The sequence below is a fragment of the Trichormus sp. NMC-1 genome, assembly GCF_001858025.1.
In the GTDB taxonomy this organism is placed as follows: domain Bacteria; phylum Cyanobacteriota; class Cyanobacteriia; order Cyanobacteriales; family Nostocaceae; genus Anabaena.
On record NZ_LZQD01000003.1, the window covers coordinates 191,520 to 213,642 of the forward strand.

Genomic DNA, 22,123 nt, shown 5'->3' on the forward strand with positions numbered 1-22,123 from the left:
GGTAGTCCGTAACCTACCATAAATTTAGGGGATAATGGTGGATTAGCGCAACGTAACCCACCCTACAAATTGGGTATTTTTTTATTTGGAAGTCCCTAAGAATTAGGGTATATGAGGCTTATCAAGGTACTTCAATAGGAATCAAAGTATTTTCCGGTAAATAGCTGTGAAAACAACCTTCATCTGCTAATGCCAAAATTAGGCGCAGGGGATAATCGGGAGGAACTTGCAAATCTGCCCAAGGTATTGCCACCTCTAAACAATTATTTAAAGCAGCTTGAGCGCGACTAGCACGAGGATGCCATTGATAATTATCTCCTGCTTCTCGAAATTGAATTGATTGGGTGAGTAAGTTAATTTCTAAATGATGATGATATAGATAATTAACTGGTGCAATATCTGGTACTTCCGCTAAAGGTATGGGGCTATTTACCATTGTTTTATCTGGATAATACCAGAGTAAATTTAACTCGGTTGGTAAACCTTTTCCTGGGGTAACGCCACTTTTAAAATCTATTCGCACATAAAAATTCAGGTGATCTACTCCATACCAAAGTCGCTGGATTAGGCTGCTGTTGTGCATTGTTCCCCTTGCACCGCCAACTTCTATCCGTCCGGCTTTGTCCCAGTCTTGTTCATCACCTTTACCATCAATAACTGGATGAATAAATCCTGCTGGTCGATGGTCAATTCGTGCTTCATGCAATTCTACGGCTTTTCTTAAATAGCCCGGTATGGGTTCATTTAAGGCTTTATAAATGCCATAAAGATGCTCTCGAAATAATTGATCAAAGATGGCATCTTGATTTGATGAATGTCCTTCACCAAACCACCAAAACCAGTCGGAACCTTCGGCGGCATATAAGGCTTCCCAAGCAGCAGGGTTGTTTTCTTCGGTAGCTTCGGGATGACTGGCTAGGACTTTTCTAGCTTCTGTTAGGTAGTCCCAAGCGCGATTTTTGGCAGGATCACCTATCCAGGTGGTGAAACTGCCATCTACCCAGGAACCGCTGTGTAGTTGTTCTCCGGGGATGGTGGCTGTGGGAGGAAACTTGTCTAGGAATTCGGAGACGGTGACAAGTTTGATATGAGGTTCGTCACTCAAGCTTTGATATAAGGTTTCTAGGAAAGGTTTACCGTCTTGGGGATAAAATTCCCAGCAATTTTCACCATCTAAGGCAATGGTAACTAACCAAGGTTGATCGCTGGGGTTGTCTCTTTGCATTTTAGCGATCGCTTGCAAATGTCCCACTAAATCTGCCGTAGCCTGTTTTGGCGGCATCGCCCCATAGGTAAAACCAATCAAATCTGATAATCTATGGTCGCGGAATACTATGGATAAATCACCTGCTGGAGTTTGCAAACGATAAGGACGATAAAGCAGTTCTGGTTGCTGCACATTTCCCGCCCCATCCCGATGGAAAAAGTGTCTCAGCGTCCAACCTAGGACGGCCTCATCTGAGCAAATCCAATTAAATCCCTGTTTAACAATATACGGTAAAATTTCTGGGCTGACTGACTGTTCAGAAGGCCATAAACCACGGGGATTTTGCCCAAATCGGTCGTGATATAAATCCCACGATTTCTGCAAATGACGAGGAATATCTTCCACCCACTGAAAGCGACGGTCAGGTAATATCATATTTGGCACTGCTACCCGCCCAGAATTAGTATCAGCTAATAAGGGTAAAATCGGGTGAGTGTATGGGGTTGTGGTGACTTCTAGCTGCCCTGAGTCCTGCATTTTCCGGTGTTGGGGAATAATGCGACTGAGGATTTGGCGCTGTTTAGAATAAATGCGTTGGCGATCGCTTAAAGTAAAATTCCGTCCCTGTTGCAACCAAGCTGCAATTTCTGGGTCATCCCAAAATAGCGGGTCAATCCAAGCCAGATTATGCCAAGCTAGTAAATCTCCGTAATCTGGCAATTCCCAATTTGCTAAACACCAATTTTGTCCCTTTTCCTGCCTTTGATAATACAACTCGGCATAGCGAGGATGGGGATCTATCAGTGTGTGGTGGTTAGCATCAAAAAAATGTTGAACAATAAATTCCCGCTGTTCTGTGGTTAACTTTTCCACAGGTGTCAAACTGGCTGTGAGGTAAGGATCAAGAGCAGTACCAGCAATATAATCTTCCAGTTGTAATATTAAAGATGGTACTAAATTCACCGTTTGGTGTAACTTGGGATACTTCTCCAGCAGCAATATCAAATCTAGATAATCCTTAGTACCATGCAACCGTACCCAAGGTAGACGGTAATGCTGGCTATCTGAAACCGAACCGCTGCTGCCAGGAGACTTGTAAAGTGGCTGATGTTGATGCCAGATAAAAGCGACGTACAGGGGATGGGACATAGGTATTTATAAGTAATTGAGAATTTGCTAATAATGTTGAATTATGAATGATAAATTATCCAATATAACAATTCACCCCAGGTAATTAATTATGGGAGATGGGTAATAAATAGGAAGGAGCCTCAAAGGCAGAGTGTATAGGGAAAAAATTCTCTTCCTTCTCCCCATCTCCCCATCTTCCCATCTCCCTATCTCCCCAGTCCCTAGATAACTTGTTCGATTTCGGAAATTTCGGGAATCATTTCCTTGAGACGGCGTTCAATACCCATTCTCAGAGTCATTGCGGAACTAGGACAAGAACCGCAAGCACCTTGCAACCGCAGTTTCACAATGGGACCATCCAGTTCAACTAGTTCCACATTACCGCCATCAGACATCAGATAAGGGCGCATTTCATCTAATACAGTTTCAACGTTTTCAGTTGTCAGTTCCATAGTTTCCATAGTTTTAGACCTGTTAAGTTAACAATGAGTGTGAAAATTGGATTTTAGGAATTTTATCCATTACCCAAAATATCCAAAATTTTTGGCTTTTGCTGATTCAAATCGATCCTAGACCCAATTGCCACTATATTGTGGGTTATCTGTTTTTAATGACCTGTAACAAAACTGTTGCCAGTTCTATAGCGGTTGTCAGTTATCGCAACGGACAAGGCGGTTAGGACATCAGCTAATGATAAAACTTAGACACCAAAAGACTTTTAAGCTCTGTCACCTGTCACCTGTCACCTGTCACCTGTCACCTGCTATAACAGCTTGATATTAGAGTATGTGAACTCAGTGATGGAGTCTGCAACCTCACTAACACCGTTGTCATGCTCTTCTACAACCTGTTTAGTCATGATGTAATAGTCGCCAAATTTTTGATAGGTGTCTGTAAATTTGAGAACGCTGTTAACTTCGTTGGTTTTGGAGTTACAAAAAACTACATCATATTGACTGGCAATGTAACCAGCACCTGTATCAAAATAATCCCAAGTATCAATGACCAAAGCCATGCGACCCATAACGCGATTTTCTTGACAAATTCTGCGATCGCGGATTTTATACTGGGAATCTATAGATTCACCTTTGACTAAAACTGTGACTGAGCCTGTTTCATCTGTTTGTCCCAATATAAACTCGTGCTGATTGTGAGACTGTTGGAAATTGTAGGGTTTGCAGCGTGTGACTGTTTCCTGCAACTGGATATAAATACCTTCTTCTATTTGTTGATCTGCAACGCCTATAACTTCTACGTCTAAGTCGCGGTTAATGTGAATCTTGCCAGTGTAAACTTCGCTTCCCTGTAGCAGTTGTACATCTGCACTGTAGCCAGGAAAGTTATCGTCCCAAGTGTAACGACTTTCGTAAGCTGTTTGGAATAAAACGCCTGCGGTTGTCTGAACTGTCATACAAGCACTTTGACCTTTTTTAAATTTGGAGCGTTCGCGCAGCGTCTCGTAGAGAAGCGACTTGACTTCACTTTTATCTAGTGTAGTTTGAGTAGTTCAATTTAGAGTTTCTATCTCACATTCGCTAGGGGAACACAGCACTGGTTGTTGATAAAGTGGAACTGTAAACGTGACAGTTGAGCCAAGTCCTTCGCCTAAACTGTAGAAATGGACTTCACCCCCCATTGCTTCTATGAGCTTTTGGGATATAGTCAGTCCTAAACCTGTGCCACCGTAATGACGAGTGCGGGAACCATCCACTTGGGAAAATAATTGAAACAGTTTATCTTGCTTATCTAGGGAAACACCAATGCCAGTATCTGCGACTCGGACTTTGACAATGCCAGGTAATGCCTGTGGTTGCAGTTTGCCTTTGCTTTTTTTCAGGACTAAATCGGCGCTAATCGTGACACCACCTTCGTGAGTAAATTTAATGGCATTACCTACCAAATTGAGCATAACTTGTAACAATCTTTGATAGTTGCCTTGGACGATGATTTCATCAGAGGTGATAGGCATTTGCATCTGGAAGCTGAGGTTTCTCATCTCCGCTTGGGGACGCGTAAAGCTTTCTACATCACTAAATAACTCATTTAGCTTAACTGGAGCGCAATCTAGCTCCATTTTGCCTGCTTCGATTTTGGCAATGTCTAAAATATCATTGAGAATATTCAGTAGATGTAGTGATAATTGGTGAGCTTCTGTCAAAAACTGATTTTGTTCTTCGGGATCATCTGCCATCCCTTCTAAAATCAGCTTCAAAAAGCCGATCATGCCATTTAGCGGAGTACGAATTTCATGGGATACATTAGCCAGAAATTCGCTTTTTAAGCGGGAAGCTTCTTCAGCTTTTTGCCGCGCGGCTTCTAGTTCTTTATATAAAGTAGCGTGAGCGATCGCAGTTCCCAGCTGATCTGCTAGTTCTTTAGTTAATTCTCGTTCTGTTTCTGTCAACAGGTAGCATTCATTGTTTAAGCTTAAGGCAACTAACCCATTTGCTTGGTCTTGATAACTAGTAGCAACCAACAAAAATTTTTGCGAACCAGAACTTATCTGCACAGGCATCTCTATCACCATCGGTTCTAGAGTAGTCAAAGCCTGAGTAAAAGCAGGCTCAGAAGATATATCTATTTCCGAGCCAAGCATGGAATCTAACTCTGGTTGGTGATATTCAGCGATTACCTGGACTTTTGAGCTAGAAGGCTGATAAGGACAGATAATACAACGCTCTAGCTTGAGGACTTTTCCTAAACTGTCAACTGTTTGCTGCCAAATAACATCTAGATCCAGTGTCCGCCGGATATTTCTGGTGATTTTATTTAATAATTTTTGGTGTTGCGGCGATGCCTGTGGCACGCTAGACGAAGGCAAAGCTGGTTCTTGTTGTGAAGGCGAAATAGAAGCCTGATTCACTTCTTGAGCCTTGGCTGTGGCTTGCAACAACCTACCCATCACCAAAACTGTAGTCGCGGCTTGACCCAATCGCGGCATAATCGGAGTGATTGTCAACTCCAACTCTAATAACTCCTGACTGCATTTAAACCAGCACTGAACCCTTTCCGGGACTAAGCTTGTCAAAATCCGGTGTAATCGTTCCAGATAAGCAACTTTATCCACCGGAGTAAAGTTTTCACTCTCATTGAGCGCATCAACTCTTTTCTCAGTCTTTAAATCTAGGAGTTCGCTATGCTGCCAATCAAATGTCAGATAGCGCCCAGTCCGATCTTGCGTATATACCAACTCGGAGCCGAGAGTTAATAATGCGCCATTCGTCGCGCGGGGAATAGATTCCCGATTCTGAGAAAATAAATTCGGCAATTGGGTATTTGCAGTAATAGTCATTAATCGAGTTGGATAGACAAATTGCTTTCCACCGTAGTTGTACTAAAGCTGCTTAAATTTTGGCATAAACTTTTACAGCTTTTACATTTTCGATTGTGTATTTTTGCCTTTCCTGGAATCTAGCGCCTTAAAATTTACATTTCTCATCATTAGAGTCAATAGGCAACAGGCAGCAGAAAATTAATCACTAATTTCAATCGTTCCATTCCCCGCGAGGAGGAACTGGTGTCCGCACAGGGGTGCGTGTTAGCTCATCATCTCTGGGTACATCACCCCGCAACCATTGGCGGATAGCTACCTCAATCACTTTACTTGGGTCATTGGTAAGATGCTGAATTTGTGCTATTAACTCGGAGTCTAGGCGAACGGCTATTTCTACCTTATCGGGGTGTTTGTTTTCCGCATCGGTAGGTTTTTCTTGCATATTCATAGGTTTAGATGCTCTGAAATGGTTTTGTCCAAAGCTTTGTCAAGCAGTTATATTCATGATTCAGGCTATTTCACTGACAAATATTTAAAAAGTACAGTTACATAGTTACCCGAAATAGTACCAAAATAACAGCGTCAGGTTTTAAGTGGCAATTTTCTGATAACTCGCTAGACAGTAGCTCCCCTCTCTAGAAGTTTTGTCCGTAAATCAGTAGTTGCAGGTAATTACCGTTGGCAATTACTTATTATCCCTAAGTGTAATTAATTTATATTTATTGTAAGCCCCTAGTTGATGAATTCCAGCAGCTATCAATAGAGTTTCATAATATCCTTAAAAATTCACCTACCCTTGTGAGGATGGGGAGACGCGGGGATGGGGTGATGGGGTGATGGGGTGATGGGGAGACGCGGGGACGCGGAGAAAATTAAGAATAACTTAATCACCAATGACCAATGACCAATGACCAATGACCAAAGAAAGCATTAAAATACATGAAGTAAATAGCTTTCACTTTGGTTGCTGCTTAAGCAAAGATAGTATATGACTGACGTTCCCGCAGTTCGCATTCGCAATTTTTGTATTATTGCTCACATTGACCACGGGAAATCAACTCTCGCTGATCGCCTACTACAAGCCACTGGGACTGTAGAAGACCGACAGATGAAGGAACAGTTTCTCGATAATATGGATTTGGAACGGGAGCGCGGCATTACAATTAAGCTGCAAGCTGCCCGGATGAATTATACAGCTAAGGACGGTCAGCAGTATGTATTAAACTTAATTGATACGCCGGGACACGTTGACTTTTCTTATGAGGTGTCGAGAAGTTTGGCAGCTTGTGAAGGCGCTTTATTGGTTGTAGATGCCTCCCAAGGTGTAGAAGCTCAAACACTGGCAAATGTGTATTTAGCTCTGGAACATAACCTAGAAATTATTCCAGTTTTGAATAAAATTGATTTACCAGGAGCAGAACCTGACAGGGTAATTGGTGAAATTGAAGAAATTATCGGTTTAGATTGCAGTGGGGCAATTTTAGCTTCTGCTAAAGAAGGAATTGGGATTCCGGAAATTTTAGAAGCAATTGTTGAGCGAGTACCACCAGCACCCGATAAAGTTGATGAACGCTTACGGGCGTTGATTTTTGATAGCTACTATGACAGTTATCGAGGCGTAATTGTCTACTTTCGGGTGATGGATGGTAGTGTCAGAAAGGGCGATCGCATTTACTTGATGGCATCTGGTAAAGAATACGATATTGACGAGATAGGCATTCTTTCTCCCACCCAAAAGCAAGTTGAAGAACTACACGCTGGTGAAGTGGGCTATTTAGCTGCATCTATCAGGGCTGTAGCTGATGCACGGGTAGGAGACACCATGACCCTATCTAAGTCCAAAGCCACAGAAGCTTTACCTGGTTACACCGAAGCTAACCCAATGGTTTTTTGTGGAATGTTCCCTATTGATGCCGATCAATTTGAAGATTTGCGGGAAGCTTTAGAAAAACTCGAACTCAACGATGCAGCCCTGCATTACGAACCGGAAACTTCTAGTGCAATGGGGTTTGGCTTCCGTTGTGGGTTCTTGGGTTTACTGCACATGGAAATTGTCCAGGAACGCCTAGAACGTGAGTATAACCTAGATTTAATTATCACAGCCCCTTCGGTGGTTTACAAAGTCATCACCATCAAAGGTGAGGAAGTGTACATTGATAATCCTAGCCGCCTACCCTCTCCCAATGAACGCGAAAGAATAGAAGAACCTTATGTGAAAGTAGAAATGATTACACCGGAAACTTACGTTGGCTCTTTAATGGAGTTATCGCAAAATCGCCGGGGTATCTTCAAAGATATGAAATATCTTACCCAAGGACGGACTACACTCACCTATGAGTTACCTTTGGCAGAAGTAGTCACAGACTTTTTCGACCAAATGAAATCGCGATCGCGTGGTTATGCCAGTATGGAATATCATCTTATTGGCTACCGTGAGAATCATTTGGTAAAGTTGGATATCATGATTAATGGTGATCCGGTGGATTCTTTAGCGATGATTGTTCATAGGGATAAAGCCTACAATGTTGGCAGAGCAATGGCTGAAAAGCTCAAAGAACTAATTCCCCGTCATCAATTCAAAGTCCCCATTCAAGCATCTATTGGCAGTAAAGTTATTGCTAGTGAACATATCCCGGCTATGCGGAAAGATGTTTTGGCTAAATGCTACGGTGGTGATATTAGCCGGAAGAAGAAACTCTTACAGAAGCAAGCCAAGGGTAAAAAACGGATGAAAGCAGTAGGTACAGTGGATGTACCACAGGAAGCTTTTATGGCTGTACTGCGCTTAGATCAAAACTAAGATTACCGAAGCTGGGAAAACCCTCAAGAATGGTCGGTTAAGGGGGAAAAGGAAGAAAAAACCTTGACCCTTTAACCTTTCCCTAAACCAACTTACTAAATCCAGGTTCTGAACTGAGATTTTGCCTTAATTACGTATCCCTAGCGGGACGGTCGGTACTATTACGAATTACGAATTACGAATTACGAATTACCTTGCGGTTCTATTCCCAAAGCTCTTAACTGCGCTTCTAGTTGTGCCGTGCGTTGTTGAGCTAGTTCGGCTTCTTGTTTTGCGGTTTGAGCTTCCTGTTTTGCAGTTTGAGCTTCCTGTTTTGCGGTTTGAGCTTCTTGTTGAGCTTGTTGTGCGCTTTCTGTACCTGTGGGTAAAATGTTTCCGGCTTTGTCGCACCAACGCAACCAAATATCTTGTTTTCCCTCAAATACTCCTTCCCACAAAGTTAAACCTAAACCTACTTCTGGAAAATAGAAATCATCCGTTTCTAAATATTGTCTAATTCCTAGTTGATAAGTACGCAGTAGCTGATCTCCCAACATTTCCAAAGGATCAAATATGGCGTAATACCAGACACCCATGCGAGCATAATCTTTTAATTTAGAACCTAATTCATTTCCTTCGCGGTTGGAAACTATTTCTATAACTACATCTGGTGCTTTACCAAACTGCCAATTAAAATAACTCCGGTTCTTCTTCTCTCCCCAATTTTCCGGCATGGTGACATCTAAACTGAGGAAAACATCCGGTACAAGCGGGGGTAAACCGATGTTATAAAAAACTCCCACATTGGCTGCGGCGATAAAGGTTTGTGACTCCGTGGGAGGCAGCCAAGCATTATATAAAACTCCTGTTAATAGACGCTGTTGTTTTTCAGAGAGAAAATTATCCACTGGGGTATCATCTTCAGTAATAATCTGGCTGATATCGGGTTCAGCAGCAAGTTCAGTTGAAAAAGCCTGTTGTACCATGATGAACGGCCTACTTGTATCGGTTTGGGTTTCTATAATTTAGTTTATCCTCTGGGAGTGAGCAGTGCGATTGCCTCCAGAACTGCACTCCGCACAATCGCACTCTTTGGGTATTTTAAAATCTCAAATAGTTCCCTAAGTTTGACAATTCTGATAAGCTTTATCAAAAAACATTAAAAAATTCCCAAATTTTATTAACCACCCTTATGCTACTTGCCAGACTTGTATTTTGAGATAAATATAGTTTTTCAAATTTTTTTTAAGTTTTGTAAATCATCGGGGAGTTGCGTAAATGAAGATACTAGTACTGAGTTGGGAATTTCCGCCCAGGATAGTAGGAGGGATTGCCCGTCATGTAGCAGAATTATACCCAGAAATCGTCAAGCTAGGGCATGAAATCCACCTAATTACACCTGAAGTTACACAAGCATCGTTGTATGAGGTAGTTGAAGGAATTCATGTACATCGATTACCAGTTTCCCCAAGTAACGACTTTTTCCACTGGGTAGTCAATCTCAACGAAAGTATGGGACATCACGGTGGTAAGTTGATCATCGAGGAAGGGGGATTTGATATTATCCATGCCCATGATTGGTTAGTTGGGGATGCAGCGATCGCTCTCAAGCATACCTTTAAAATCCCCCTCATCGCTACCATCCATGCAACCGAATACGGGCGCTATAACGGTATTTACAATGACACTCAACGCTATATTAGCGATAAAGAAAATTCCTTAGCTTATAATGCTTGGCGCATTATCGTTTGTACTGAATATATGCGTGGGGAAGTAGGAAGAGTGCTACATAGTCCTAGCAACAAAATTGATGTTATTTATAACGGTATTCGACCAGAAAAGAAACAGCACCACGCAGATTTTCATGCTCAAGATTTCCGCCGCCAATTTGCCGATGATCATGAAAAAATCGTTTATTACCTGGGTCGCATGACCTATGAAAAGGGCATATCCGTATTACTTAATGCAGCGCCCAAAGTACTTTGGGAAATGGGGGGTTACGTTAAATTTGTGATAGTTGGTGGTGGTAATACCGACCATCTGAAAAGCCAAGCTGGGGATTTAGGAATTTGGGACAAATGCTATTTTACAGGTTTTCTCTCTGATGATTACTTAGATAAATTCCAAACCATTGCTGACTGTGCAGTTTTTCCGAGTCTTTATGAACCATTTGGTATTGTTGCGTTAGAAAGTTTTGCTTCTAGAGTACCAGTAGTAGTTTCAGATACGGGTGGTTTTCCTGAAGTAGTGCAACATACAAAAACGGGAATTACCACTTGCGTTAATAACTCCGATTCCCTAGCTTGGGGAATTTTAGAAGTTCTGAAAAATCCAGGTTATGGACAATGGTTGGTGGATAACGCTTATGAAGATTTAGAACGACGTTTTAGTTGGCCGAAATTAGCTAAACAAACAGCAGTAGTTTATGAGAGAGTGGTAAGAGAGCGCAAATTGATTGGTAGTTAAACACCAAGGAAAAGTGAGGTTTTCCCAGAGTAGCACAGAGAATTAATAATTACTCTGCAATTTATAGCGTAAAAAAACACTACAAAGCCTGTACGCTGGGAATTTTACCCTTTCTGATGAGAGAGTTAGCAGTAATTGCTGTTTGCGCCAAAAGATTAGTATGACAAAGGCATTCCCAAATATAGCAAAGCGTTTGAAGAATGCAAAAACTATGTTGTTGAAAATGGTAAACCACATCATCAACCATTTGACAGCAAACCTGAAGCGCTATTTTAGAGACATCACAACCGATGTTCGTCCTCCCGCAGCTAAAACTGGTTATCAATTACCCCTGTTAGCTGGCCCTGTGCATAACTTGGGTGGAGGTGGTACTGATGTCGATGACGCTATCCAGTGGATGATTAACAACGTTAGGGGAGGGAGTAACTCTGACACCAAAGTCAATGTTTTAGTGATTCGGACTGCTGGTGACGATGATTACAATCAGCTAATTTATCGCATGAAAGGGGTAAATTATGTAGAGACTTTAATTATTAGCAACAGACAAGAAGCGAACCGAACCGATATTTTTGATAAAATCAGAAATGCTGGTGTAATTTTCTTTGCGGGTGGAGATCAATGTGAATATATTCGCAACTGGAAAAACACTAAATTAGAAGTTGCTGTCAAGTCAGTTTACGATAAAGGCGGTGCTATTGGTGGTACTAGTGCAGGTGCAATGATTCAAAGTGAATTTGTTTATGATTCTTGCGCTTGTGAAGATAGTATTGAAACTAAGGAAGCACTCGATGATCCTTATCGGAATATTACATTTACCTACAACTTTTTCCAATGGAAGTATTTGCGGAAAACCATCATCGATACCCATTTCGATGAACGGAAAAGAATGGGTCGAATTATGGTTTTTATTGCCCGTCAAATTCAAGATGGTGTATCTGCAACTGCATTAGGTATAGCCATTAGTGAAGAAACATCTTTACTGGTGGATAAATACGGTATTGCGAAAGTTATGGGGAGAGGTGCAGCATATTTTGTCTTAGGAGATCATCCACCAGAAGTCTGTCAACCTGGTAGTCCTCTCACCTATTCCAATTATAAAATTTGGAGAGTTCCCAGAGGTGAGACATTCGATTTAAATAAATTACCGTCAACCGGTTATTATCTCAGGAGTGTGAAGCGGGGAAGGTTTGACTCAGATCCTTATTGAGTCATCATTAAACATACACAAGGAATTTAGGTTGTAGGGGTTTAGCAATACGCTTTACTCCTAATTTATTTTCATGATTATAATTATAGGTTTTCTATAAATTCTTCAGGAGTAACTTGTGCTTGTTTGAGAATACCGCTTAATGTACCTACCTTTAGTTCTTGATGCACTGGAACAACACAACCAATTTCTACATCTAGGGTTTGTTTTTTCATCACAACATGACTACCAGTTTGTCTAAGAGTGTTCCAAGAAATAAATTATCCAAAAATCGTAGGGTGGTTTAGGACGCTAGTCCGTAACCCACCATAAAGTTCAAGGATAATGGTGGGTTACGCTGCGCTAACCCACCCTACAAATTGAGCATTTTTTTACTTGGAATACTCTAACTTGGTAAAATCCTAAACGTTCCAATGCCCGAATTGCCTCTTTACTAGAAATTCGTGGTAATTTAGGCATAACTAACCTCAATGCTAGTTACATATCTAGGAGATGTTTCAGGTAAAGGAAATTCTTCTAAATAGAGTCGCGTTGCTTCTTTTAAACCTGCTATTGCTTGTTCGATTGTTTCCCCTTGATCTACAGTGCCAACTTCTGGACATTCAGCTATATACATATTATCTTCTTTGTAAACTATCACGGTAAAACTGCGAATTTTCATAGTTATTATGTATGGCTGGCGTTTACATCTATGCTAACAGTAATATTGTCCACATGAGAATGAATTATAAGGCTAATAATAAAAAGTCCCTTCAAATTTTTATTAAAAAACCCCTATCTATTAAAAAAATAGGGGTTGGGAATTTACTAACAACTAACTACTGAGGATCTTCTTAAACTTTTCACAGTAGAAATCAAATGTTCTGCAACGGTGTCGATTTCCTCAGCAGTATTAAATCTACCAATCCCAAACCGCACCGAAGCATAAGCTAACTTTTCCGAATTTCCTAACGCTGTCAACACATAGGAAGGTGCAACATTATTTGAAGAACAAGCAGAACCAGAAGAAACTGCCATAATTGGTTGTAAACCTAGAGAAAGCGCAGCACCATCTACACCCTCAATACTAATATTCAAATTTCCTGCTAATCTTTTTTCAGGATGTCCATTTAAATGAATTCCCTCGACAGTAGATAACTGTTTCCACAATCTTGATCTTAATTCTGTCAAGCGCTGATTTTCTGTTTCTTGTTCTGCTAAAGCAATTTCTACAGCTTTACCAAAACCAACTATTTGCGGTGTATATAACGTACCGGAACGCATACCCCGTTCATGTCCTCCCCCATGTTGTTGGGAAGCAAGTTTAACTCTAGGGTTGCGTCTGCGAACATATAAAGCACCTATACCCTTGGGTCCATATACTTTATGGGCTGTGAGAGACATTAAATCAATGTTCATCTCTTCCACATCTAAGGGAATTTTACCAATTGCTTGGGCTGCATCTGTATGAAAAACAATTTGACGTTGACGGCACATTTTGCCAATTTCTGCTAAAGGTTGTAAAACCCCAATTTCATTATTTGCCGCCATCACAGATACTAAAATTGTATCATGCCGTAAAGATTTTTCTAACTGATTTAAATCAATTAATCCATCTTTTTGAACAGGTAAAACTGTCAGACCAAAACCGAGGCTTTTTAAATATTCACAAGGGTCTAAAACTGCTTTATGTTCCGTGGCCACAGTAACAATATGTTGACCTTTTTGGAAATAAGCTTCTGCTACACCTTTGATAGCTAAATTATTAGCTTCCGTTGCACCACTTGTAAAAACAATTTCTTCCGGGTTAGCATTAATTGCATTTGCTAAAATTCCCCGTGTTTGTTGAACAGCAGCGTCTGATTCCCAACCGTAAACATGACTAATACTAGCTGCATTACCAAACTTTTCGGTAAAATAGGGAATCATTGTGGCTAGTACCCTTTCATCAACGGGTGTGGTAGCGTGACAATCGAAATAGATAGGACGACTGGACATAGTTAATTCAGAGTGAAATCAAAATTTGACCTAGTTTTTGTAAGATTTTGAGAACTTGCTCAAGTTCATTTTCTAGTAAGTATTCAGGATAGAAAATACAGAAGACGCTACGCAGACCTGCGGTTCAGGAGAATAAAGGCTTTTTTAGTAAAGTTTGATGATTTTGATAAAATCTCACCTCTCTCTATTCTTCATTTTATAAGCATTATGACTCCTGACTCCTGACTCCTGACTCCTGAATTCTGCTGTATATTGTAGAAGACATGGATGATAATGTTATTTTATTAACATGACTGAGTGATAAAAAATTAAAATTACTTAACAGTTTGCCAATTAACACTAAATTAACCGTAACAAAAATAACAAAAGCCCCGGAAAAAGTGGGGCAATTTTATTTAAATATGGCTAATTTATATACAAGAAACAGGGATTAAATTTTCACTTGGTCTTGTGAAGTCTTGAGGATTCTTTTGAGAGAAGTTATCTTCACTAATCTGGCTGCTTGGTTAATATCTAACCACAGCCGTTCTCTATGCATTGCCTCTGGCCAATCTTCTAAAACTATCTCTACTGGTAACAAAAATAAATTTACTTGATAGATGTTACCACCTTTACGATATTTATAAGCACCGATTTTCTCATTATTCACCTGACCAACCACTCCTGCTTCCTCCCACGCTTCTTTGGCCGCTGAATCGTAAGGACTCATTCCCTTGCAAACTCCCCCTTTAGGAATTACCCAGCTTTGACGTTTACGAGTGGTAATCAATAAAATTTCAAATTTTCCATCTCTGACACGATATGGAATGACTCCTGATTGTTTCAAAACTTTGTTGGGTTTTTGGCTCATGAAAATATATTCCTAAACAATCGGTTACTAAATTTTAAAATTTTACTGATTATAAGAGCAATAGTCTCATGGTCAGTCTCCAGAGGTTTTCTCCCCTAGGTTAGCAATATTGGCTATAAATTAATTACTGTTGTGATATATTTCACTAGTTTAACTATTTATTCCGTATAATATTTGACCTTTTTTAAATTAAAAGTTAAAAATTTAAGATTAATAATAATTTTTAATTAATTTTGGGTGCAAGCCCCCACTGATTGCAATTTTTAATTAATAATTTTTAATTTTTAATTTTTAATTTTTAATTGGAGCGTTCGCGCAGCGTCTCGTAGAGAAGCGACTTGACGAAGTTTCATTTTTATTTTTCATCCTGACTGCATCACAGAGATAGAATCCTATTTGATGTATGTATTCACATCTTGTAGCTTCTCAATCAGGGTTGGTGGGCAATGCCCACCCTACGAAATAATCAGGTTTTTAGACTTAGACAAATTTAAAAGGATCTACTCTCCCCAAAACAGCCATATCTTCTGCATCTAATTCTACAGGAATGCCACTGCGAATTAGTTCTGAAAAATCTTCATTAGGAACCATAATCGTCAGTGTATAAAGACGATTAGTACCTGTATTTTTAATCAAATGAGTGCCTGTAGGCGGTACTAATAAACTATCTCCGGCTTTGATTGCTACTGTTTTTCCATCACAAATAGCAACTCCTTCTCCTTTGAGAATAAAAAACATTTCCAATGCCCATTGATGACGATTTGGTGGGGTTTGTCCACCGACATCAAATATTTCTACACAACAAGTCAAAGAAGTATTAGCAGTTGTGGAATCAAAGATAATTGCTAATCGATTAGAATCACGGGGGCTGATGCGGTATGCTTGGTAATCTTTGGGAGATTTAATAACCGGAATTACACAACAAGTAGCTTGCATATTTCAATTTTGGATTTTAGATTTTAGATTTTAGATTTTGTCATGGGTGAAAAGTCCCCATTTCCCAGTCTCAATTTTCTATTTCCCACTGGTGTTATTTAAAGTTGTAGAAATTGCTGATGAATCTGTCACAAAACCGAAGCATTGTTTGACATTATATAATGTAGCTAACCAACAATATTCAGGGGAAGTTGTGGCGGTGCAGTCTTTGATTAAGATGCAGTCATATCCTAAGAAGTTGGCATCACATAATGTTGTTAAAACACATTGGTCAGCGTTAACACCCGCAAATAATATTGTAGTTATTCCTAAGTTTCGCAGAATACTATCTAAGGGTGTATCCCAAAAGCCACTCATGCGATATTTATCCACATAAATGTCATCAGGTAGCTGTTCGAGTTCGTCTACTACCGCAGCCGCCCAACTACCCACCATGAGTACTTTTTCGCCATTGCTGGGGAGAGGATGACCCAATCCTACACCATCACCTGTGGGATTATAGACATGGAGTAAAGCTGAACTAATATTCAGTAAATCAGGACGATTTCCCCAATTTAGCCAAATTACAGGCACATCAGCCGCCCGTAGTTGTGGTAATAATTTTTGTAACGGTTCGATGGGTTGACGGGCTGGGATGACATCTACGCCGATATGCGCCAACCAACCATCAGGATGACAAAAGTCGTTTTGCATATCAATAATGATAATGGCGGTTTTTGCCAAATCAAGGCGTAAAGTTTTGGTTTCTGTTGATAAAATAACGGATTGTGGGGTTTTTTGCGGACGAGTAATATCTGCAAAATCTTGATTCACATTCCAAGCATTTGGTGCAATTCCTAAAGTCCGAAGGGGTAAATTCATAAATGCCAACACCTAATATCATTGTTTAAGTTGTAACTTGAAAATCTGTTGACCGTTCAATTACTTAATCAAGGTTAAAATAATGAACTTTACTATTCAAAATGCTGTCATTCCTATTACAGATGGTTACACAACTGTAGATGTCCAGGTTGTCAATGGTATCATCTTTGCCATTGCACCCGATTTAGATGTGATTGGGACAAGAATTAATGGTGAACATAAACTGCTGTTGTCTGGTTTTGTTAACGCCCACACCCATTCTTCTGAACATTGGCAACGGGGAGTAATTTCACCTTTGCCGTTAGAATTATGGTTAGCACAGTTATATGAATTTACCCCTTTGGATACGGAACAGGTTTATCTTAGCGCCTTGGGAACGGCGGTAGAAACTTTACTTTCTGGGGGAACGAGTGTAGTCGATCATTTGGTGTTAATTCCCGGAAAAGAGTTAGAAACTATTGCTACAGCGGTTCGCGCTTATCAAGAAATAGGAATTCGGGCTTTTGTCGCACCTCTAATTCAAGATGAATCTCTCAGCGCTGGGATACCTTCAGGAGAATCTTCCCAAATTCATGAGCCTTATTTTCGTTCGACTGCGGAAACTTTGGCAATTATTGAAGAAGCGGTGAGGCTGTTTCATCGCCCAGAGGAGGGTATAACTATTTTAGTTGCACCAACGGGAATTCAGTTGTGTACAGATGCTTTATTTACTGGATGTATTGAGTTAAGTAATCGTTACAATCTTTGTCGTCACTCGCATTTACTGGAAACTAAGGCTCAGAAAAAACTTGCTGAAGAAAAATATGGTTGTTCTGCGGTTGAACATTTACAAAGAATTGGCTTTTTGAGCGCTAGTACTAGTTTAGCCCATTGTGTGTGGTTAACTGATTTTGATATTAATATCCTTGCCCAAACTCAATCTACTGTCGTTCATAATCCGTTAAGTAATCTACGTTTAGGTAGTGGTATTGCTCCAATTTTAAAATATCGTCAAGCTGGGGTAAATGTAACTTTTGGTTGTGATGGTGCTTCTAGTAATGATTCTCAAGATTTGTTAGAAGCTATTAAAATTGGTTCGATTCTGCACAATGTTACAGATTTTGATTATCAATTTTGGATTACTCCCCGTGAATCTGTAGAAATGGCTTCTTTAGGTGGGGCAAAGGGACTAAATATAGATGATAAAATTGGTTCTCTTACTGTTGGTAAACAAGCTGATTTAGTTCTTTATGATTTGACTAATTTATCATTATTACCTCGGACTGATCCGATTGGTTTATTAGTTTTGGGTCGTCCTACCAATGTTGTGGATAGTGCTTGGGTAAATGGTAAACAAATTATTGCTAATGGTGCAGTTACAACTATTAATGTTGATGAATTGCGGCAAGAATTATTTAACCGCAGTCAGTGGGAAACAACACGCCCGTCGGAGAGTGTTGTGCAAATGGAAAGGCGTTATCGTCAAGTTATGGGTTTATAAAACGCAGAGGTACGCTGAGGGAGTTTTTGTAGTTTAGTTTAATATCTGGAATCGTAAGATGGTTAAGGTTAAAGGTGCAAATTTAATTCGGGTACAATATAATCAGAAAACTTTGTTTCTGGAAGGTTTTGATCCTATCAAAGCCACAGGATTACTTAGTCCTGATTATTCAATTCCTACTAATTTCATTTAAGAGATTTAAGAGAGACTTTTGGTTAGTTGGAATCTTCATTACAGCAGAATTCAGGAATCAGGAGACGCTTCGCAGACCTATGGCTTACGCCACGCTGCGCTATCGGTTCAGGAGTCAGGAGTAAAACTGGCGAATGTGTCTAGGTTTCAATTTAGATTCTGTACCTCATTGATCTGCAATCTGCTGTAATTGTAAAATATCAATCACTCGAAAAATATCCTATGGTATCTACTTCTACGTCATTCCCTGATATTCAAAATCATTGGGCGCGTTTATTCATTCAGGCTTTAGTTCAGCGTCGCATTCTCAATGGATATACTAATGGGACTTTTCGTCCTAATAATCCTGTTACTCGTGGTGAGTTTGCTGCTATCATCGGTTCTGTATTTACGCCTACTAAAAAACGGGAATATGTAGCTTTTAAAGATGTCGATGAGACATATTGGGCAAAAAATGCCATTAAAAAAGTTTATGAAACTGGATTTCTTGTGGGCTACCCTGATCAGACTTTCCGCCCCAATGATACTATTTCTAGGGGTGATGTCTTAGTCTCTATGATCAACGGGTTAGAGATTGCTGCTCAGGTAGCACCTGACTTAGTGAGTAAGTTACCACAAATTTATCAAGATGCGGCAGTCATTTCTAGTTATGCTATCAATCAAATTGCGATCGCAACTCGTGTAGGTTGGGTGGTTAATTATCCCAATATTAAAATACTGAACCCGCAAATGGCTGCTACTCGTGCTGAGGTAGCGGTGATGGTCTATCAAGCTTTAGTGTATCTGGGGAAGGCGGAAAAAATTGCTTCTGGTTATATTGTGATACCGCCATCATCGGACACTAAACCCACTACTCCCAATACAATTAGGGTAAATCATCGCCGAGAGTTTCGGGGTGCTTGGGTGACAACTGTGTGGAATAGTGATTGGCCTTCCAAACCAGGACTTCCTGTGGAACAGCAGAAAGCCGAACTGCTGGAAATTATTAAACAATTACAATCTCTCAATTTTAACGCCTTAGTTTTGCAGGTACGACCAGAAGGAGATGCTTTATACTCTTCCCAGTTAGAACCTTGGAGTGCATGGATTACAGGGACTCAGGGGAAAGCACCAGAACCATTTTATGATCCTTTAGAATATGCGATCGCAGAATGTCATAAACGCAATATTGAACTTCATGCTTGGTTCAACCCCTACCGCGCCAAAACTACTATCAAAAGTGGTTCTAATGTCCGTCCTCACATAGCAGTCACAAATCCCGAAGTTGTTTACCAATGGGGTAATCAACTATGGATGGACCCAGGCGCAAAAATCGTCCAAGATCGAGCCTACAACGTAATTATAGATGTTGTCAGCCGCTACGATTTAGATGCTATTCATCTAGATGACTATTTCTATCCTTATCCCATATCTCGTCAATCTTTTCCTGATAGCAAAACCTACGCAGCTTATAAATCAAATGGTGGCACACTCAGCCTAGAAAATTGGCGACGGGAAAACGTAAATCAGATGGTGTTGCGTTTATCTCAAGGAATTAAAAAAACTAAATCTCACGTTAAATTTGGTATTAGTCCCTTTGGCATTTATCGCCCCGGACAACCAGCAGGTATTGTTGGTTTAGATCCCTATAATGTCCTTTATGCTGATTCCAAAAAATGGTTACAAGAAGGTTGGATAGATTATTTAGCCCCCCAACTTTATTGGCGTACTGACCAAACACAACAAAGTTATGAAGTCTTACTAAAATGGTGGACAGAAACTAATACCAAACAACGACATATTTACGCTGGTAATAATATCGGACAACTGGACGGTAAAGTTTGGAAAAATGAAGAAATCCAAAAACAAATTCTGATTTCTCGCAACTTAGCTGGAAAACTTTCTTTGGGAAATATCTTTTTTAGTATGAGTTCTATCAAAAACAATCGTCAAGGTATAGCTGACCAATTTAAGTCTTATTATCCCATACCTGCCTTAGTTCCCACTATGTCATGGCAAAACACCACACCACCACCTCCCCCCAAAAATCTCAAATTTGAAAATGGTAAATTAAATTGGCAACCAACTGATAATCAACCTGTGCGTTCTTGGACACTTTATCGCCAAACTGCAAATAATTGGACAATTCAGCGCATTTTATCCGCTGGGACTACCTTTGCTACAGTCCAACCGGGAACCTATGCAGTATGTGCAGTGAATAGATTAGGAAATGAGAGTCAGGGTTTGGTAATTACTGTGACTTAATATCCTAATGGCTGACGCGGAGATGGGGAGATGGGGAGATGGGAAGACGCGGGGACGCGGTGACGGGGGGAAAATTAAGAATTCCCTGTTCCCTGTTCCCTGTTCCCTGTTCCCTGTTTACGAATTAACAGATAAGTAGTGACTTCACCTCTACCTTTTACCTGAATTAATCCCCGTTTTTCTAATTTATAATCATCTTTAAGGTGTAAATAAGTCGTTTCTGATAATTGAATTTTGCCGACAATTCCATGAGATTCCATTCGACTCGCTAGATTAACTGCATCACCCCACAAATCATAACTAAACTTTTTTAAACCAATCACCCCAGCAACTACAGAACCAGTATTAATGCCAATTCGTAATTGAAAAGATTCACCTGTGGCTGTTTGAATTTGAGTAATTGCCTGTTGCATATCGAGTGCCATTTGAGCAACCGCTAAGGCATGATCAGAGCGGGGAGTGGGTAAACCACCAACTACCATATAAGCATCACCAATTGTCTTGATTTTCTCTAAACCATGAAATTCTGCCAAGCGATCAAAACTAGAAAAAATCTCATTGAGAGAATTTACAAGTTCGATAGGTGTGATGTGCGCTGCTAGTCCGGTAAAATTGACAATATCTGCAAAGAGAATAGTGACTTCATCAAATCGTTGAGCTATCGCACTTTGATTCTGTTTTAACTGTTGGGCAATCTCCGCAGGTAAAATATTCAGCAGCAACCGTTCTGATTTTTCCTGTTCATCTCGTAGAGAAGTTTCCATCAGATGACGAGTGCTAATTTCCGCTCTGACTCTTTGAAACATTTGGCTAAATGCCTCTATCACCTCACCCATCTCATCCTGACGTTTAACAGACAACGTAGAAAAAAGCGGATCATCTCCATCTTCACTAATTGCTTCCCCCGCAGCTACCAAATCATCTCGCAGCAACAAAATCGGCCTAATCACCGTTACTCCCAAAGTCAACATCGTCGTCAGGGTAACAAAAATCGAAATGATTAAAACCAGTCCGGCAACCCTGATTGAAAAGGCATACAATTCTGTTTGTACAGAGGAAGAATTATGACGCACAATCAGGATATACTTACCAGCTAACATTTGGGCAGACCAAGCCACATCATAGCGCTTTCTATCCGAACTCCGAAACCGAAAAACCTTGACCTTCCCCAAATTAGAAGCAGAAATATAGGGTTTTTCCCCAAATGTTCCCACCAATTCCCCATTAGCTTGGTAAACTGCTCCACCTAGAATCACAGATCCAGGTTTGAGTTTGTTAGCTGTAATGCTCAGAATTTCTGAAGCATCTGCACCTTGCTGTATTTTGTAAATAAGGGAAGCAAAAACTTCATCAGAAACATTCTCCAGCTTGGATAATAGCTCATCTTCCCGCCGAACATAAGAAGGTACCAGAATTGCTAGTTCAATCACTACAATGCTGGTAAATACCCAGGTAACAATGTACCGTGATAGCCGGGCATTAAAAAGCTGTAGGCACAATTTAAAAAAGGTTAACATCC

Annotated in this window: 20 protein-coding genes; 6 read left to right on the plus strand and 14 right to left on the minus strand. The window is 40.3% G+C overall.

The features are described from left to right. Positions 1–121: 121 nt before the first annotated feature. The 5 genes from A9Y75_RS12210 to A9Y75_RS12230 all read right to left on the minus strand — a co-directional run bounded on the left by A9Y75_RS12210 (position 122) and on the right by A9Y75_RS12230 (position 6,060). Positions 122–2,356 carry a glycoside hydrolase gene (locus A9Y75_RS12210; protein WP_071189834.1) on the minus strand — a complete coding sequence of 745 codons (2,235 nt, stop codon included), beginning with the start codon at positions 2,354–2,356 and terminating at the stop codon, positions 122–124. Between the two features lie 203 nt (positions 2,357–2,559). Further along, positions 2,560–2,790 carry a NifU family protein gene (locus A9Y75_RS12215; protein ID WP_026103970.1) on the minus strand — a complete coding sequence of 77 codons (231 nt, stop codon included), beginning with the start codon at positions 2,788–2,790 and terminating at the stop codon, positions 2,560–2,562. 311 nt (positions 2,791–3,101) lie between these two features. Beyond that, positions 3,102–3,749: a DUF3386 domain-containing protein gene (locus tag A9Y75_RS12220; RefSeq protein WP_071189835.1), complete on the minus strand. Its 648-nt coding sequence runs from the start codon at positions 3,747–3,749 to the stop codon at positions 3,102–3,104. Positions 3,750–3,845: 96 nt separating this feature from the next. After that, entirely contained in the window at positions 3,846–5,630 is a 1,785-nt protein-coding gene (locus A9Y75_RS12225) for an ATP-binding protein (RefSeq protein WP_071189836.1), read from the minus strand. Between the two features lie 193 nt (positions 5,631–5,823). After that, a complete protein-coding gene (locus A9Y75_RS12230; protein WP_071189837.1) occupies positions 5,824–6,060 on the minus strand; it encodes a hypothetical protein in 237 nt (78 codons plus the stop codon). 540 nt (positions 6,061–6,600) lie between these two features. Here A9Y75_RS12230 and lepA point away from each other — a divergent pair. Continuing rightward, entirely contained in the window at positions 6,601–8,412 is a 1,812-nt protein-coding gene (gene lepA / locus A9Y75_RS12235; RefSeq protein ID WP_071189838.1) for a translation elongation factor 4, read from the plus strand. A gap of 182 nt (positions 8,413–8,594) precedes the next feature. On the opposite strand, the gene A9Y75_RS12240 is transcribed toward lepA, so the two are convergent. Continuing rightward, a complete protein-coding gene (locus tag A9Y75_RS12240; protein ID WP_071189839.1) occupies positions 8,595–9,377 on the minus strand; it encodes a Uma2 family endonuclease in 783 nt (260 codons plus the stop codon). Positions 9,378–9,669: 292 nt separating this feature from the next. Between A9Y75_RS12240 and A9Y75_RS12245 the strand changes: the two genes are divergently transcribed. Then, the gene (locus A9Y75_RS12245; protein WP_071189840.1) at positions 9,670–10,857 is read left to right on the plus strand and encodes a glycosyltransferase family 4 protein; all 1,188 of its coding nucleotides are present in this window, start codon (positions 9,670–9,672) and stop codon (positions 10,855–10,857) included. 160 nt (positions 10,858–11,017) lie between these two features. Beyond that, positions 11,018–12,064, plus strand: a complete 1,047-nt coding sequence (locus tag A9Y75_RS12250) for a Type 1 glutamine amidotransferase-like domain-containing protein (protein WP_071189841.1) — start codon at positions 11,018–11,020, stop codon at positions 12,062–12,064. A gap of 83 nt (positions 12,065–12,147) precedes the next feature. Here the strand turns inward: A9Y75_RS12250 and A9Y75_RS26430 are convergent, their stop codons facing one another. From A9Y75_RS26430 to A9Y75_RS12275, 7 genes are all read right to left on the minus strand, one after another. Continuing rightward, entirely contained in the window at positions 12,148–12,321 is a 174-nt protein-coding gene (locus A9Y75_RS26430; RefSeq protein WP_269086299.1) for a type II toxin-antitoxin system HicA family toxin, read from the minus strand. A 194-nt stretch (positions 12,322–12,515) separates the two neighbouring features. Beyond that, positions 12,516–12,725 carry a type II toxin-antitoxin system HicB family antitoxin gene (locus tag A9Y75_RS12255; protein ID WP_071189842.1) on the minus strand — a complete coding sequence of 70 codons (210 nt, stop codon included), beginning with the start codon at positions 12,723–12,725 and terminating at the stop codon, positions 12,516–12,518. A 146-nt stretch (positions 12,726–12,871) separates the two neighbouring features. Continuing rightward, on the minus strand, positions 12,872–14,041 hold the full coding sequence (locus A9Y75_RS12260; RefSeq protein ID WP_071189843.1) for an IscS subfamily cysteine desulfurase: 1,170 nt from the start codon (positions 14,039–14,041) through the stop codon (positions 12,872–12,874). Between the two features lie 205 nt (positions 14,042–14,246). Next, a complete protein-coding gene (locus A9Y75_RS30155) occupies positions 14,247–14,381 on the minus strand; it encodes a hypothetical protein (protein ID WP_269086293.1) in 135 nt (44 codons plus the stop codon). A gap of 90 nt (positions 14,382–14,471) precedes the next feature. Then, a complete protein-coding gene (locus A9Y75_RS12265; protein ID WP_071189844.1) occupies positions 14,472–14,891 on the minus strand; it encodes an NUDIX hydrolase in 420 nt (139 codons plus the stop codon). A gap of 480 nt (positions 14,892–15,371) precedes the next feature. Continuing rightward, the gene (locus A9Y75_RS12270) at positions 15,372–15,827 is read right to left on the minus strand and encodes a cupin domain-containing protein (protein WP_071189845.1); all 456 of its coding nucleotides are present in this window, start codon (positions 15,825–15,827) and stop codon (positions 15,372–15,374) included. A 78-nt stretch (positions 15,828–15,905) separates the two neighbouring features. After that, entirely contained in the window at positions 15,906–16,688 is a 783-nt protein-coding gene (locus A9Y75_RS12275; protein WP_071189846.1) for an isochorismatase family cysteine hydrolase, read from the minus strand. Between the two features lie 82 nt (positions 16,689–16,770). On the opposite strand from A9Y75_RS12275, the gene A9Y75_RS12280 reads away from it, so the two are divergent. The 3 genes from A9Y75_RS12280 to A9Y75_RS12285 all read left to right on the plus strand — a co-directional run bounded on the left by A9Y75_RS12280 (position 16,771) and on the right by A9Y75_RS12285 (position 20,604). Next, a complete protein-coding gene (locus A9Y75_RS12280) occupies positions 16,771–18,168 on the plus strand; it encodes an amidohydrolase (protein WP_071189847.1) in 1,398 nt (465 codons plus the stop codon). A gap of 58 nt (positions 18,169–18,226) precedes the next feature. Continuing rightward, the gene (locus A9Y75_RS30160) at positions 18,227–18,361 is read left to right on the plus strand and encodes a hypothetical protein (protein ID WP_269086294.1); all 135 of its coding nucleotides are present in this window, start codon (positions 18,227–18,229) and stop codon (positions 18,359–18,361) included. A gap of 221 nt (positions 18,362–18,582) precedes the next feature. Continuing rightward, complete coding sequence (locus tag A9Y75_RS12285; RefSeq protein WP_071189848.1) at positions 18,583–20,604, plus strand: family 10 glycosylhydrolase; 2,022 nt, start codon at positions 18,583–18,585, stop codon at positions 20,602–20,604. A gap of 74 nt (positions 20,605–20,678) precedes the next feature. Here A9Y75_RS12285 and A9Y75_RS12290 read toward each other — a convergent pair whose 3' ends face one another. Further along, a complete protein-coding gene (locus A9Y75_RS12290; RefSeq protein WP_071189849.1) occupies positions 20,679–22,121 on the minus strand; it encodes an adenylate/guanylate cyclase domain-containing protein in 1,443 nt (480 codons plus the stop codon). Between the last annotated feature and the right edge of the window lie 2 nt (positions 22,122–22,123).

What these genes read in the sequence shown, in the direction of transcription:
- A9Y75_RS12210 (WP_071189834.1), bottom strand. Translation starts at nt 2,356, where the DNA reads ATGTCCCATCCCCTGTACGTCGCTTTTATCTGGCATCAACATCAGCCA.
- A9Y75_RS12215 (WP_026103970.1), bottom strand. Translation starts at nt 2,790, where the DNA reads ATGGAACTGACAACTGAAAACGTTGAAACTGTATTAGATGAAATGCGC.
- A9Y75_RS12220 (WP_071189835.1), bottom strand. Translation starts at nt 3,749, where the DNA reads ATGACAGTTCAGACAACCGCAGGCGTTTTATTCCAAACAGCTTACGAA.
- A9Y75_RS12225 (WP_071189836.1), bottom strand. Translation starts at nt 5,630, where the DNA reads ATGACTATTACTGCAAATACCCAATTGCCGAATTTATTTTCTCAGAAT.
- A9Y75_RS12230 (WP_071189837.1), bottom strand. Translation starts at nt 6,060, where the DNA reads ATGAATATGCAAGAAAAACCTACCGATGCGGAAAACAAACACCCCGAT.
- lepA (WP_071189838.1), top strand. Translation starts at nt 6,601, where the DNA reads ATGACTGACGTTCCCGCAGTTCGCATTCGCAATTTTTGTATTATTGCT.
- A9Y75_RS12240 (WP_071189839.1), bottom strand. Translation starts at nt 9,377, where the DNA reads ATGGTACAACAGGCTTTTTCAACTGAACTTGCTGCTGAACCCGATATC.
- A9Y75_RS12245 (WP_071189840.1), top strand. Translation starts at nt 9,670, where the DNA reads ATGAAGATACTAGTACTGAGTTGGGAATTTCCGCCCAGGATAGTAGGA.
- A9Y75_RS12250 (WP_071189841.1), top strand. Translation starts at nt 11,018, where the DNA reads ATGACAAAGGCATTCCCAAATATAGCAAAGCGTTTGAAGAATGCAAAA.
- A9Y75_RS12255 (WP_071189842.1), bottom strand. Translation starts at nt 12,725, where the DNA reads ATGAAAATTCGCAGTTTTACCGTGATAGTTTACAAAGAAGATAATATG.
- A9Y75_RS12260 (WP_071189843.1), bottom strand. Translation starts at nt 14,041, where the DNA reads ATGTCCAGTCGTCCTATCTATTTCGATTGTCACGCTACCACACCCGTT.
- A9Y75_RS12265 (WP_071189844.1), bottom strand. Translation starts at nt 14,891, where the DNA reads ATGAGCCAAAAACCCAACAAAGTTTTGAAACAATCAGGAGTCATTCCA.
- A9Y75_RS12270 (WP_071189845.1), bottom strand. Translation starts at nt 15,827, where the DNA reads ATGCAAGCTACTTGTTGTGTAATTCCGGTTATTAAATCTCCCAAAGAT.
- A9Y75_RS12275 (WP_071189846.1), bottom strand. Translation starts at nt 16,688, where the DNA reads ATGAATTTACCCCTTCGGACTTTAGGAATTGCACCAAATGCTTGGAAT.
- A9Y75_RS12280 (WP_071189847.1), top strand. Translation starts at nt 16,771, where the DNA reads ATGAACTTTACTATTCAAAATGCTGTCATTCCTATTACAGATGGTTAC.
- A9Y75_RS30160 (WP_269086294.1), top strand. Translation starts at nt 18,227, where the DNA reads ATGGTTAAGGTTAAAGGTGCAAATTTAATTCGGGTACAATATAATCAG.
- A9Y75_RS12285 (WP_071189848.1), top strand. Translation starts at nt 18,583, where the DNA reads ATGGTATCTACTTCTACGTCATTCCCTGATATTCAAAATCATTGGGCG.
- A9Y75_RS12290 (WP_071189849.1), bottom strand. Translation starts at nt 22,121, where the DNA reads ATGTTAACCTTTTTTAAATTGTGCCTACAGCTTTTTAATGCCCGGCTA.